This window comes from Wandonia sp. (assembly GCF_984588085.1).
In genome coordinates this window covers 48,631-62,932 of record NZ_CFIGVI010000005.1, presented here as the reverse complement: position 1 = coordinate 62,932, position 14,302 = coordinate 48,631, and the positions used below count along the sequence as shown (strand labels likewise).

At 39.5% G+C, this 14,302-nt stretch carries 11 protein-coding genes; 4 read left to right on the top strand and 7 right to left on the bottom strand.

Translation table 11 applies throughout. The features are described 5' to 3' along the window. Window positions 1-18: 18 nt before the first annotated feature. Window positions 19-696, bottom strand: coding sequence for a tRNA (5-methylaminomethyl-2-thiouridine)(34)-methyltransferase MnmC2 (gene mnmC2, locus AC4PL9_RS03450; protein ID WP_491603382.1), 678 nt, complete (start codon window positions 694-696; stop codon window positions 19-21). A gap of 77 nt (window positions 697-773) precedes the next feature. Continuing rightward, on the bottom strand, window positions 774-3,005 hold the full coding sequence (locus AC4PL9_RS03445; RefSeq protein ID WP_491603381.1) for an NADP-dependent isocitrate dehydrogenase: 2,232 nt from the start codon (window positions 3,003-3,005) through the stop codon (window positions 774-776). Between the two features lie 491 nt (window positions 3,006-3,496). Between AC4PL9_RS03445 and AC4PL9_RS03440 the strand changes: the two genes are divergently transcribed. Then, on the top strand, window positions 3,497-3,829 hold the full coding sequence (locus tag AC4PL9_RS03440) for a hypothetical protein (protein ID WP_491603380.1): 333 nt from the start codon (window positions 3,497-3,499) through the stop codon (window positions 3,827-3,829). A 216-nt stretch (window positions 3,830-4,045) separates the two neighbouring features. Here AC4PL9_RS03440 and AC4PL9_RS03435 read toward each other — a convergent pair whose 3' ends face one another. Both AC4PL9_RS03435 and AC4PL9_RS03430 read right to left on the bottom strand, forming a co-directional pair. Continuing rightward, complete coding sequence (locus AC4PL9_RS03435; RefSeq protein ID WP_491603379.1) at window positions 4,046-4,588, bottom strand: hypothetical protein; 543 nt, start codon at window positions 4,586-4,588, stop codon at window positions 4,046-4,048. Window positions 4,589-4,592: 4 nt separating this feature from the next. Then, entirely contained in the window at window positions 4,593-7,757 is a 3,165-nt protein-coding gene (locus tag AC4PL9_RS03430; RefSeq protein WP_491603378.1) for a UvrD-helicase domain-containing protein, read from the bottom strand. 121 nt (window positions 7,758-7,878) lie between these two features. Here AC4PL9_RS03430 and AC4PL9_RS03425 point away from each other — a divergent pair, with 121 nt between their 5' ends. Then, window positions 7,879-8,553, top strand: a complete 675-nt coding sequence (locus tag AC4PL9_RS03425; RefSeq protein WP_491603377.1) for a peptidoglycan DD-metalloendopeptidase family protein — start codon at window positions 7,879-7,881, stop codon at window positions 8,551-8,553. 7 nt (window positions 8,554-8,560) lie between these two features. On the opposite strand, the gene AC4PL9_RS03420 is transcribed toward AC4PL9_RS03425, so the two are convergent. Continuing rightward, the gene (locus tag AC4PL9_RS03420) at window positions 8,561-9,532 is read right to left on the bottom strand and encodes a bile acid:sodium symporter family protein (protein ID WP_491603376.1); all 972 of its coding nucleotides are present in this window, start codon (window positions 9,530-9,532) and stop codon (window positions 8,561-8,563) included. Between the two features lie 179 nt (window positions 9,533-9,711). Here AC4PL9_RS03420 and AC4PL9_RS03415 point away from each other — a divergent pair, with 179 nt between their 5' ends. Together AC4PL9_RS03415 and AC4PL9_RS03410 are read left to right on the top strand one after the other, a co-directional pair. Continuing rightward, on the top strand, window positions 9,712-11,070 hold the full coding sequence (locus tag AC4PL9_RS03415; protein WP_491603375.1) for a pyridoxal-phosphate dependent enzyme: 1,359 nt from the start codon (window positions 9,712-9,714) through the stop codon (window positions 11,068-11,070). A gap of 12 nt (window positions 11,071-11,082) precedes the next feature. Continuing rightward, window positions 11,083-11,859, top strand: coding sequence for an ABC transporter substrate-binding protein (locus AC4PL9_RS03410; protein WP_491603374.1), 777 nt, complete (start codon window positions 11,083-11,085; stop codon window positions 11,857-11,859). A gap of 8 nt (window positions 11,860-11,867) precedes the next feature. On the opposite strand, the gene AC4PL9_RS03405 is transcribed toward AC4PL9_RS03410, so the two are convergent. Further along, a complete protein-coding gene (locus AC4PL9_RS03405) occupies window positions 11,868-12,947 on the bottom strand; it encodes a CNNM domain-containing protein (RefSeq protein WP_491603373.1) in 1,080 nt (359 codons plus the stop codon). Window positions 12,948-13,107: 160 nt separating this feature from the next. After that, window positions 13,108-14,295 carry an aspartate aminotransferase family protein gene (locus AC4PL9_RS03400; RefSeq protein WP_491603372.1) on the bottom strand — a complete coding sequence of 396 codons (1,188 nt, stop codon included), beginning with the start codon at window positions 14,293-14,295 and terminating at the stop codon, window positions 13,108-13,110. Window positions 14,296-14,302: the final 7 nt, after the last annotated feature.

The following is a 14,302-nucleotide window of genomic DNA, read 5'->3' as shown; positions in this document are numbered from 1 at the left end:
GGGAGGATTTTCATCCGTTTATTTCCTTCCCCGTGTCATTTCTCTTTTTCCCGGAGGTCCCGGAAGTGCTTCAAGGCTAAATCCTACAGCTTTCAAATCTCTTTTTACCTGTCCCTTGGCGCAATAGGTAACAAATATTCCTCCCGGCTTTAATGCGTGATATAGCTTTTCAAAATGTTCTTTGTTCCACATATCCGCCTGGGCACGGGGGCCGAACGCATCAAAATAAATCAAGTCAAATTTGCTTTCCGAGGGGATATAGTCTTCCAGTTTTTCCTGAATTTTCTCGATATTAAAAAATGTCGAGACATCGCATTTTTCGCCAAATTCGGACGCGTGTATTGCGTCATAAAGTAACTGACAATTGCTTTCAGAAATGACCGAACAATAATCCATCTGAGCCAGAATTTCACGTTCTACCGGATAGGCTTCCAGTCCAAAATAGGAAACTTTTCTTTTCTCTTTTTCAGCCTCTAAAGCAGTTAGCAGTGCGTTCAGACCTGTACCAAAACCAACTTCCAGAACAGAGAGTTCTTTTTGATCTGTATGTAACAAGCCATGTTGGATAAATACATGTCGGGCTTCCTGTAGTGCACCGTGAAACGAATGATAATTTTCATCCATTTCCGGAATATAAATCGTTTTCGAACCATCTTCGGTAATCCGTACTTCGCGTTTGAATGTATTGGCTTCCATATTGATGAAAAGTGGTGTTTATTAAAAATGGCGGATATAAAACCCGCCATTTTGATATGCTTATTGTTAGCTATTTTTTAGGCTTCAACAGCTAATTTATCCAAAATTGTATTTAAAGTTACACTTGGACGCATTGCAGATGAAGTTAACATCTCATTCGGGTGATAGTATCCTTTGATATCTACAGGTTGTCCCTGAACGCTGTTTAGTTCATCAATAATCTTATCTTCATTAGCTTTCATCTCTTCGGCTATTGGCGCAAAAAGTGCCTTTAACTCAGCATCTTTAGATTGGTTAGCAAGAGCTTCAGCCCAATAGGTCGCAAGGTAGAAGTGACTTCCTCTGTTATCCAATTCTCCTGCTTTACGGGATGGAGATTTATCGTTTTCAAGGAATTTTCCGGTTGCTTCATCCAATGTGTCTGCCAATATCTGTGCTTTTTCATTGTTGGTCGTTTGTGCTAAATGCTCAAACGAAACAGCAATAGCAAGGAATTCACCTAACGAATCCCAACGCAAGTGGTTTTCTTCAAGGAATTGCTCAACATGCTTAGGAGCAGAACCTCCTGCACCGGTTTCAAAAAGACCTCCGCCATTCATTAACGGAACGATAGAAAGCATTTTTGCACTGGTTCCCAGCTCCAGAATAGGGAATAAATCGGTAAGATAATCACGAAGAACGTTTCCGGTTACAGAAATAGTGTCCTCTCCTTTTTTCAATCGGTCCAATGTGTAAAGAGTTGCCTCTACCGGAGATTTGATGAGAATTTCCAAACCTTCTGTGTCATGATCTTTCAGGTATAGATTTACCTTTTTAATTAACTCTGCATCATGAGCACGGTTACTGTCTAACCAGAATACAGCAGGTGTTGCTGTTGCACGAGCACGGTTTACAGCAAGCTTAACCCAGTCCTGAACAGGAGCATCTTTCACCTGACACATTCTCCAGATATCACCATCGTTAACATCGTGTTGCATCAATACGTTTCCGTCCTGATCAACCACTTTAACAATACCATTCCCTTTGATTTCAAATGTTTTATCATGAGATCCGTACTCTTCCGCTTTTTGTGCCATCAACCCGACATTCGGAACCGTTCCCATCGTGGTAGGATCAAAAGCACCATTTTTCTTACAAAAATCAATAGTAGCACTGTATACACCAGCATAACTGCTGTCAGGAATAACGGCTTTCGTATCTTGTGCTTTTCCTTCTTTGTTCCACATACGTCCCGAATTACGGATCATAGCAGGCATAGAAGCATCGATAATCACGTCACTTGGAACGTGAAGATTGGTAATGCCTTTATCTGAGTTCACCATAGCAAGTTCCGGACGTAATGCATATACGCTATTAATGTCAGCGAGTATTTCCAGTTTTTTTCCTTCATCCAGTGTTTCGATCTTTGCAATAAGATCACCGAACCCGTTTCTTACGTCAACACCAAGTTCTTTGAATGTCGCACCATGCTTTTCAAAGACATCTTTAAAGAATACTTCAACAGCATGACCGAAAATAATAGGGTCGGAAACTTTCATCATGGTTGCTTTCATGTGAAGCGAGAAAAGCACGCCCTGCGCTTTAGCTTCTTCAATCTGCTGGCTGATGAATTGCAGTAAAGCTTGTTTGTTTAAAATAGTTGCATCAATGATTTCCCCTTCCTGTACTTTTAGGTTTTCTTTCAGGACTGTTGTTTGTCCTGTGTTGTTTGTCATTTCAATGCGTACACTTCCCGCTTTTTGAAGCGTTACCGATTTTTCATTGTGCGCAAAATCCCCGGAAGTCATTGTAGATACATGAGACTTGGAGTCGGAAGCCCACGCCCCCATACTATGCGGGTTTTTCTTGGCATAATTCTTTACTGCTTTAGGAGCACGACGATCGGAGTTCCCTTCGCGAAGTACCGGATTCACAGCACTCCCTTTTACTCTGTCGTATTTGGATTTAATTGCCTTTTCATCTTCATTCTTAGGTTCTTCCGGATAATCAGGAAGCTTATATCCTTGCGATTGAAGTTCTTTTACAGCTGCTTTTATCTGTGGTACAGAAGCGCTGATATTAGGTAGTTTGATAATATTGGCATCAGGTTGAGTAACCAACTGGCCTAATTCAGCAAGATCATCATTGATTTGCTGTTCAGAAGAAAGATACTCTGGGAAGTTTGCCAGAATACGTCCTGCAAGGGAGATATCTCTGGTTTCCATTTCTACTCCTGCTGAACCAGCAAAAGCTTTAATGATTGGTAATAATGAATAAGTTGCTAAAAAAGGAGCTTCGTCCGTTTTTGTGTAAATGATTTTTGATGCCATTTTACATGTATTATTTATTGGATAAAATTTCAAATAACCTACTTGAATTCAGTCCTTGAATTGACTTTTACAAGCGATGCGAATTTAATAAAAAAATGCGAATGCTTTGCTGTTGTTTTCCCGTTTTCATACGAAGAAAGTAACGAAAATAAACAAAAGAAAACAGAACACTTCGATTGCTTGTGTTTGAGGTTTAAATTATTGGTTTTTAGTGGTAAAAAAGTTTTCAAACGAATAACTTACAGATACAATTGATTAATAAACAGGTGGTGCGCTTTTCTTCCGGAACTTTGACGTGTTGATTACAGGCAAATCAATTCAGTTGCGTTTCAACCTAACCTACTGCCTGAAGTCTCTCTCTTTTGCTGTAAATGGTGAAAGGGGGAGACTTTAAATAAAGGCCTGAAAGGATAATGTTACTGTTAACTATTATTAACCTTGTGTTAACTCACAAGCAGATAAACCGTCCTAGCTTTGCTGAAAAAAGAAGAATGAAACGAATTTTGATTTTAGGATTTGTAGCTGCTGTTTTAGTTTCTTGCAGTGGTATTCGATACAAGATGACATTAACTGAAGATGAGATCAGTAAATTTTCGTATGATAAAGAGTTCATTTATTATAATTCGGAAAAAGTAGCTAAATTCGGATATATTGAATACGAATACGATAGGGGATATAAAGTACTGGAGATTTCCTTCGAGCAGTTACGTCCCGGTTTGGATGATTTTACGGATAAGATCGTTGAATTCATCAGGTATAAAAACCCGAATGCGAAAGTAGAAGTGAAGATACCTCAATTCCCGTTTGAGAATGAGATGAAATAAAAAAAGGAGAATTCTCTATTCTCCTTTTTTATCCGAAGATTAAAATTCCAATAACGATTGCCAAACAAACTACTGTATAGATAGTACCTACGCCAGCTGTCGAATCGTCAAAATAATTGTTGTTGTCGTCCATAGTCTTGTGAATTTTCGGTAAAAATAATAATATTCGGAGTGGTATTCAACCCGTGAAGAAAAAATATCTGTTACGACTGTTCTCTACTCATCGTAATAATAAGGATTCAACCAGTTTACGGGAGAATAGATAGTGTTCTGTTCTTCTTCAAAAAGTTGCTGCATAAAATATTTGTTGCGTCCGGAAAGATCAAAGAAATAATAGGTTTGTTTTGAAGAGGAAAGTGTAATGGTTTTAAGGGGAGAGCGGCTGATCGTTCTTTTTTGTGTAGGAGAGAGCGTGAAAAAAAGAGCGGATAACTCCTTCATAAAATAGGAAGCAGGAAGGAGAATTTGCTGACCATCTTCTAAATGAAAAGTAAGGATGGATTTACGTAAATTCCCTTTAAAATCTTCCGGAAAGAAGAGAACAAAGTCGTCAATAACGAATCCGGTTCTTTCTGGCTGAAGATTCCACTCAACAAATACCGTGTCTCCGCTTTTCATGTGTAACATAAACTCCTGCGTAACGATGAAAGCCGATTCATTTGTTTCAAAATCAATGATTTTCTCTACCATCGGTCCTGATTGTGACAGGGAAGGGAGTGTGAGAAACAGATAAATGGTAAATAGAAATTTCCTGAGCATAGTATTAGCGTAATTGAATCAATTGTTCTGAATCCGTGTATAAAACATAAGCACTACAAGTTTCAAAGCCCATTTGTTGTAGGGCAAGTGCGTAAGATAAAATCTGTTTTTTATCCTTCTCTCGTGGAATACCTGTTTTATAGTCTATAATCCGGGCAGCCGTTCCTCTGACAATTACCCGGTCGGGTCGTATTTTTTCATTTTTGGAAAGAATGATTTCCCGCTCATCCAGTACTTTCTCTCCCTCCTGAGGAAGGATAATTTCTTTTATTTCAGGAGTGTCCAGTAGTTTCCGGATGTTGTCTTCTATAGGTGGAGCAAATTCAGTTTCAATTACTTTTTCAAGGGTCAATTGCTGAATAACACTTTGTAGCTCTTCCGGCTGAGTAATTTCCTGCATGACCCGATGGAGGTTGCGGCCATAAATCCGTTCGGAACTGATATCCAGATCATCAATGTTTTCTTTATCGATCAGTGAAATGTCCGGGAACCACAGTTTTTCTCCTTCCGGTTTCAGTTTAAATTTATCGACCGGAGTTTTAGGATGAGGCGTATATGTTCGGCTTCCATAGACGCTGAAGTATTCTTCTTCCGTTTCCAGAATTGAAAGGTTTTGTATGGTTTCCAGAATAATATCGGTAAGATACTTCCCTCCTCTGGATTTGGCTGTGTCTATGAATCCATACAGGCGATCAACAGCACGTGTACAAGCCACATAAAACAGGTTTACTTCATCCAGAAGGTTGGTCGCGAGTTTTCGTTCGTAGACTTCTGCCTGAATTTTCGTCCGGTTGGAGCTAATGGCCTGATAAAATACCTGATCATATTGTTTGTCATGGAAGATATATTGTTCTCCGGGAAGGAGGGAATATCTCCATTTCATATTGGGAAGCAGAACGATCGGGAACTCAAGTCCTTTCGATTTGTGTACAGTCATGATGGTAATGGCATCACTCTGCTCCGGGAGAGGAATACTTTCTTTATGCCCTTTTGTGCGATAATGCTCCAGAAAACGCGACAGATCGGGACCTGAGGTAAGGTCAAAATTGAGAAGCATATTGCAGAAATAATGAATATACGGATCATCTGTTTCCCGTATTTGGAAGATTTTTAACAGGTGTTGCGAAAAATCGTACAGGTTTTCATAGGTAAAGTCCAATGCCGATTCGGATTGAAAAAAATCGTTACAGAATCTTCGAAAGTCGAACTTTCTTTCTTCTATATAAGGAACAAGTGTCTTAAAAGGCTCTATTTGCTTTGCGAGCAAAAAGCTCTCCGATAAAAGTAGTTGATGAGTTTCCGATAAAGGGGTATTTCTGTATTCAAGACAGGCAACAAGGGTTGTCACCCAGGGGGATTGACTTACTTTCATCCCTTCGTCCGAAATAACGGAATATCCTTTTTTGATCAGGTAATTTGCCCATTCCTCGCAATGCCCGCGTTTTCTTGCCAGAATACAAATATCTCCGGTACTGTATCCGTCCGCAACAGCTTCTTCAATTGTTTTGTCTATGAATGATAATTCCTGTGGTGTGGATTCATCTTCTTCCTCTGACGTTTCATTGGTGTTATCAGGAGAGGAAAGTTCAAATTTCACATATCCGCCGGAAGCTCCCCGGGCTATCTGGACTAAATCCTCGTTATTATAATAGGGGGCGTAATCGGGGTGAAGTTGCTCACGGATTCCGGCAAAAAGAGTATTGTTGAATTCGACCACTTCTTTTTTGGATCTGAAATTATACTGAAGTGTATCGGGTAAACTCATTTGTTGAAAATAAACCGACTTCATCGCTATTTCGGGGTTGTCTTCCGGGTTGTAGATAGCAGGCAAAGCAGCAAACTGTTCTACAAGCCCGTTTCTGAACCGGTAAATAGCCTGTTTGGCATCTCCAACAATCAGATTACTATTATTCTCTCCCATAGAATCATGTAGCAAGGGAATCAGGTTGAGCCACTGTAACCGTGATGTATCCTGAAATTCGTCCAACAGGTAATTGTCATAGCGTGTACCGATTCGTTCGTAAATGAAAGGTGCGGATTCTGACTGAATGAGCTCTGATATTAAACCGTTTACCTCACTGATTTGTAAGATGTTTTCCCTGTTTCGCGTTTCTTTGATGAGTTCGGAAGTATATTTAAGCAGCGCCAATTGATGAAAACTATCAATTGCGTACTTGTGTACCATATACTCGTCTTTGATGCTCTCTGTATAATTGTAGAAATCCAGTAATTGCTGGAAAAACTCAGGAGAAATAGCTGTTTTAGCACCTCCTTCCGCTTCTGAAAGAATGGCTTTAAGCATCGCCTCTGTAGGAGATACTGCACTTATTTCCGTACTTGACCGGATTGTCATATCTGCTAATGAAAGTTCTGGAATCTGACAAATTCTGTCATAAGGATTAGCACGCCCGATTTTAAAATCTTCTTTTGTCCAGTTATTACTTTCAATCGTGCGAACAATCGAAGCTTTTTTCAGATTGAACTGTTCTTCCAGGTGTTGACAAACCAGAGAAATTGCTTCTTTTTTCTCTTTTGTAAATTCGGTTCTTGATATGATATCAATGACCTCCTTAAACTCCTCCTTTTCGGTCATTTTTAGGAAGTCGAGTAGTGATTTTCTAAAATCCCAGTGTTTTTCTTCGTCAATATTGTGTCGGGCAAAAGAAATAAGAAGATTGGATATTTTTTCTTTCCCTTTTTCACCTATTTCATCTACTAACTTATCAATCGTACGGGAAAGAAGTTCTTCCGTATCCAGAAGAATTTCAAAATCGCCCGGGAGATCAAGATCTCGGGTAAATGACCGGACAAGCCGGATATTAAATTTGTCAATCGTCTGAACGGAGAGATCATTAAAGTTGTGAAGAATACGTTTAAGAATTCTTTTAGCCTTTGTTTGGATTTCATGCGGAGGAATACCAATTGCTGTACAGGTGTCATTTACAAACTTAATGTCCTCCGCTTCCTGAAAACTGAGTTGTACCAGTGCTTTAATCACTCGCTCTTTCATTTCCAAAGCCGCTTTATTGGTGAAAGTCATTGCCATAACCCTCGCAAAGTGATCGGGGTTATCATTGGTAATCACAATCTTTAAAAATGCCTGAACCAGGGCATAGGTTTTACCTGATCCAGCAGAAGCTTTTAGTATTTTTAACGGTTGTCCAGACATGAAATTCTTCTTAAAAACGAATTGATTTTTAAAGGTACATTAATTTTCGTTTACTGGTTATTTTCGCAAAATCGCGGACCGTTGATTTGGGTTTACAAAATCCCATTAGTAACTTTGAAGTATGTCTGTATTTAATACTGCTTTTTTTAGCGCTTTACCAGAAGCCCGGGTATTAGAAATCGGGAGCAAGTATGCCCGGCTTGATTTGTCAGAGGTTTTTACGGAACAGAATAGTGTGGAGGTAAGTGATAGCGAAGCCTTCTGTAAGTATGTGGATGGAATCATAGCTGATCTTGATGTGGACTATTTGTGGGGAGGTTATCTGGAGCGAAGAGCCATTTATAAAAGAAGCCCTGTTTTTAGAGATTCTCAAACTCCGGAGCGTACTATTCATCTGGGAATAGACCTTTGGTGCGATTCCGGTACACCTGTTCTCGCAGCTTTGGAAGGAGAAGTACATAGTTTTCAGAACAATGATTCACTGGGAGATTATGGCCCTACAATAATTTTGAAACATCAGTTTGCCGGGCAGGTTTTTCATACCTTATACGGTCATCTATCAGTGAATAGTTTACAAGGACTTTGGAAAGGAAAACAAGTTAAAGCAGGCGAAAAGATTGGAGAGTTAGGAGACCGGACTGTAAACGGAGATTATCCTCCACATCTTCACTTTCAGATTATTCTGGATATGCAGGGAAAAGAGGGGGATTATCCGGGGGTAAGCTCGGAAGAAGAGTTGTCGGATCTAAGTGCGAATTGTCCTAACCCGAATCTGCTGCTTCGTTTGACCGATTAATACAACTTTATTGTTCTTTTCCCCATTTCCGGGCGAGGTAACTGGTGTAAAAAAGCTGAAAAGCATGATACACCATAACAGGAAGCAGAAATAAACTTTGAGCCGCACTATCTGTAACCAGAATAATCACAAAAACTGATGCGTGAACCAGTGATTTTTTTGAACCGCAAAATAAAGCTGTTATTGTATCTTCTCTTGAAAAATGAAATTTTCGTGATAAAAAACGGATGCTATAAAATACAAGGAAAAAGAGCGCAATAATACAAACAGCAAGTAAAAGTAACGAAACCGGTGGGAGTTGAGTAAATACTCCGGAAAGGAAGGCGGTGGAGAAACTTTTATAAATAATCAGAAAAATAATGATTTTGTCAAACCATCCGATCAGGGATTTGTGTTTTTGAGCGGTTGTTCCCAGGTACTTATTCAGTGATAACCCTAAAGCAACAGGGAGTAATATCTGCTGAACCAATTGTTGGATCGTTTCGGAAAGTTCAGGACCTTCTCCGTTTGCAGATAAAAAGATACTCATCCAGAGAGGAGTGGCAATTAATCCGATTAATCCTGAGATACTGGCATTAAATATGGCAGATGGAATATTCCCCTTGGCTATTGATACCATCACTACGGAAGAGGAAACTGTTGAGGGCAGGGCAGCCAGAAAGAAAGCTGCCAGCCAGATATTTTCGTAAGGTCCTCCTGCAAACAAAGAGTAAAAAGGTAAAATAATCAGAGGGAAAAATAAAAAAGTTGCTGACTGAATCAGGATGTGAAGTCGCCAGTTACTCATGTCCTGACGGATCTGTTTAGGGTTTAGTTTTAACCCGTAAAGAAAGAAAATCCCTGTAATTCCCCAGTAGATAATGTCTTTGAGAGGGAAATGAATACTGTATGATTCCCGGAAGGGGAAAATAGAAGCGACCACAATCATCAGGATAATTCCGATGATAAAAGGATCAGGGGACGGAAATTTCCATTTCATTCTACAAAATTAGTGAATAAATAGAGATCATGGGATGTTTGAAATAGGCTCTTGTTAATAGCTTCTGTGTCATTTGAAAACGATTGGGGGACTCCGTCCGGGGAATTGCCGGAAAACAGGAGTTGATACCCCGGCTATTCCGTTTTATACTATTATCTTTGTCAAAGAAAAGAGAATTTATGAAGGTGTATAACAACATACTTGAGACAATCGGGAATACTCCGCTTGTACGTTTAAATAAACTGACAAAGGACGTAAAGGCTACGATTCTTGCGAAAGTAGAAACTACTAACCCCGGAAATTCAGTGAAAGACCGTATGGCGGTTAAAATGATTGAAGACGCTGAAAAAGCAGGTTTACTAAAACCGGGAGGTACCATTATTGAGGGTACTTCAGGAAATACCGGTATGGGATTGGCTTTGGGGGCTATCGTAAAAGGATATAAATTGATTTGTGTTCTGAATGATAAGCAATCGAAGGAAAAAATGGATATCCTTAGAGCGGTAGGTGCTGAAGTCGTTGTTTGTCCTACAGCGGTTGATCCGAGTGATCCAAGATCGTATTATTCGGTTTCAAAACGTCTTGCGAATGAAATCCCTAATTCATGGTATGTCAATCAATATGACAATTTATCGAATCGTGAAGCGCATTATGAATCGACCGGACCTGAGATCTGGGAGCAAACAGATGGTAAAATAACGCACTTTGTAGTTGGTGTTGGAACCGGAGGGACTATTTCAGGAGTAGGGAAATACTTAAAGGAAAAAAATCCAAACATTAAGATCTGGGGTATTGACACGTATGGTTCTGTTTTCAAAAAGTACCATGAGACAGGAATTTTTGATGAAGCAGAGATTTATCCGTATATCACGGAGGGGATAGGAGAGGATATCCTTCCTGCCAATGTGGATTTTGATGTGATTGATAAATTCGAAAAAGTTACGGATAAGGATGCTGCTGTTTATACACGTAAACTGGCAAGAGAAGAGGGAATATTCGTAGGAAATTCCGCCGGGGCTGCAATTAAAGGGATTTTACAGCTAAAAGATGAGTTGAAGGAAGACGATGTTGTAGTTGTGCTTTTCCATGACCATGGTAGTCGATATGTCGGGAAAATTTTTAATGATGACTGGATGCGTGAACGTGGCTTCCTTGAGGAAGAAACGAAGAACGCGGGAGATATTGTCGGTCGTCATGGAGATCAGCCTTTGGTGACATTGTATTCGGAAGAGTTGTTGTCACATGCGGTTGCGAAAATGAAGAAACATTCTATTTCTCAGATTCCGGTGATGAAAGAAGGAGAGTTTGTTGGATTTGTGGATGATCTTCACGTTTTTCAGTTGTTGTGTGAGCAACCGGATTTATTGAATAAACCTGTTTCACAGATTATGCATCCGCCTTTACCTGTGGTTGACAGTACAGCTACGATTGAAAAGATATCGGCGTTAATCACTAAAGATGTTCCTGCAGTTTTGGTTAATACAGGGAACGGATACCATATTATTACGCGTCATGACATTATAGCGGCAATGGCGTAAAACCTGTGCCGAATGGAATATAAAGATCAAATGAACCGAACGATTCGCCTGGAAAATTTTCCAAGGCGAATCGTTTCTTTAGTGCCCAGTCAGACCGAGCTTCTTTTTGATCTGGGGCTGGAAGATGAGGTTGTCGGAATTACAAAGTTTTGTATTCATCCCGATACCTGGTTTCGATCAAAAACAAGAGTAGGAGGGACAAAAAACGTAGACATCGATAAGGTGCAGGCGTTGGCCCCGGATCTTATTATCGCTAATAAGGAAGAGAATACCAAAGAGGATATTGAAAAGTTAGCGCGTATTGCACCTGTTTGGGTTTCTGATATTCATACACTGGAAGAAGCGCTGGATATGATCAAGCGTATTGGTGTTCTGACTAATAGGATAGAGAAAACCCGTTCAATGATTACTACAATTCGAGAAGGTTTTGAAGCTATTCAACAAGCTGAAAAAAGAAAAAGAGTGCTGTATTTAATTTGGGAAAGACCGGTTATGGCAGCAGGTAGCACCACTTTTATTCATGATATGATAACAAGAATCGGGTGGGAGAATGTTTTAGAAGAACAGGTAAGATACCCGGAGTTGTCCGATGAAGAGATTGTCTGCTTGCATCCCGATTTAATTATATTGAGCTCAGAACCATATCCGTATAAAGAGGAACATATTCGGCGGTATAAAGCGCTATGTCCCGATGCAGAAGTTCGATTGTTGGATGGTGAGTTCTTCTCGTGGTATGGAAGCCGTTTGGTACAAGCCCTTCCGTACTTTCAAAAAGTTATCAGCGAATAACAACGAAACTATTCGTTATTTTCTTCTTTGCTTTTCTGACTTTCTTTCAGTAGAATATATTTTTTCTGTTTCGTCCTCCAACGTTCGGTTGCGTACTGTTGCATGTTTTCAACTTTGTCTTTTTCATCAACAATTTCGAAGCCAAGCAAAGATTCGATAATATCCTCCAGAGTTGTAATTCCATCCATTCCCCCATATTCGTCTACAACAAGAGAAATATGTTCTTTTTTTGAAAGCATTTCATCCCACGCATTGAAAAGGGTTGTGGACTTTGGGAAAATCAGAATGTCTCGTTTAATGTCTTTTAGTTTAAGATTAAACTGATCTTCGGCCAGTTTCTCAAATACCATAGAGCGGAAGACATATCCGGTGATATTATCACTGTTCTCTCTGTAAACCGGAATGCGGGAGAAGTGCAGAAAATCTTTGTTTTTTAAGAAATCCTGTAGAGTCATTTCTTCATTGGCAATTACAACTACCACACGTGGGGTCATGATTTCCGATACGCGGATACCTTTTAGTTTTATCAGGTTTTGAATGATTTTATTCTCCTTTTCAATAAAAATTCCTTCGCGCGTACCAATACTGGCTAACGCAGAAATTTCGTCCCTCGAAATTGTAAAATCACCTTCCTTATTCCTCGAAATCAGTTTGGTTATAAATGCAGAAACAACAACTAAAGGATAGGTAAGAATAATCATTCCCTTTATAATCTTAGCCGTTAGTCCTACCAGATCTTTAGCATGACTAGCTCCTAATGTTTTGGGAATAATTTCTGTAAGAACCAATATTAAAACAGTAAGAATAGCAGAAACCAACCCGAAATAGGCTTCCCCAAAGACAATGGAAGCTTGTGCACCAACTCCGGCAGCTCCGACTGTATGGGCTACGGTGTTTAAGGAAAGGATGGCAGACAACGGTTTATCAATGTCTTCTTTCAGCTTAACCATAGAATCAGCATTCCGGTCTCCTTTTTCAGCTCTTGATTTAAGATAGGAAATCGGTAGTGATAGCAATACGGACTCCATTATAGAACAAAGAAAAGAAGTGAAAATTGCTATAAAAAGGTATATAAGTAACAGTATCATAATTGCTTTTCCGTTACTTTACAAAAAAACACACACAAAACGCGTGTATTACACCTGAAAGATTCCATTTGAAATTCTTAATCTTATTATAAAGGTAGAAATTATTTCAGGCGGGAGCGTATTATTAGAAATTTTTAACAAAAGAAACAGATTCTGAGAATTACTCTGTCTCTTTGATTGCGTCCAATATTATTTGTCCTGCCTTTCGAATTTCACTTTCTGTGATAGTCAGTGGAGGAGATAAACGGAAACTGTAAGGATGTGAAAGGAACCAAAAACTAATAAGTCCTTTTTCAAGGCATCTGTCTACAACTTTTGCTACCCTGTCAGCTGAGACCATGTCAAATGCAAATAACATTCCTTTTCGTCTTACTTCTTTTATTTCGTCAGATTGACTAACGATTTTTTCCAGTAAATATCCTAGTCGTTCTACTTCATTCATGTCTACTTCTGTGACGAGAACATCTAACGCTGCTGCTGCTGCTGCACAATTCATCGGATGCCCTCCGAAAGTAGTGATATGACCAAGTATAGGATCAAAAGACAATAACTTCATCTTGTCATAAGAAGAAACAAATGCTCCGAAAGACATTCCTCCTCCCAAGGCCTTTCCCAATGTTAAAATATCGGGTACAATTGCGTAGTGTTCAAATGCAAAATTTCTACCCGTCCTTCCAAAACCTACCTGAACTTCATCAAAAATAAGTTGGGCTCCTGTTTCATAACATCGTTTACGAAGTGCCTGCAGAAATTCAACAGAAGGAACGCGAACTCCCGCATCACCTTGAATAGTTTCTATAATAACCCCCGCTGTTTTTTCTGTAATTCGCTCCAGGTCACTGATAAAGTTGTGTTGAAGGAATTGTACATCAGGTAATAACGGACGGAAAGCTAGCTTTTTAATCTCATTTCCGGAGACACTCATAGATCCGTGTGTGGAGCCATGATAAGATCCTCGAAAAGAAATCAACTCGGTTCTGCCCGTAATTCTTTTTGCCAATTTCAGTGCAGCTTCATTTGCTTCTGTTCCAGAGTTTACAGCATATACACAATTCAAACTTTCCGGCAGTATAGCTGTTAACTTTTCTGCAAATTCATTTTCACTATCCTGAATAAATTCTCCATAAACCATCACATGCAGATGCTTATCCAGTTGCTTTTTCAGTGCTGCAATTACTTTAGGATGACGATGTCCGATGTTAGTAACAGATACACCGGAAATCATATCCATGTATGCCTTTCCTGCTTTATCGTAGATGTATATGCCTTCAGCATAATCCACATCGATCAAAAAAGGGAAGGGGGATGTTTGTCCTAAACGCTTAAGAAAAGTATCCTTTCTGGTCATAAGGAGA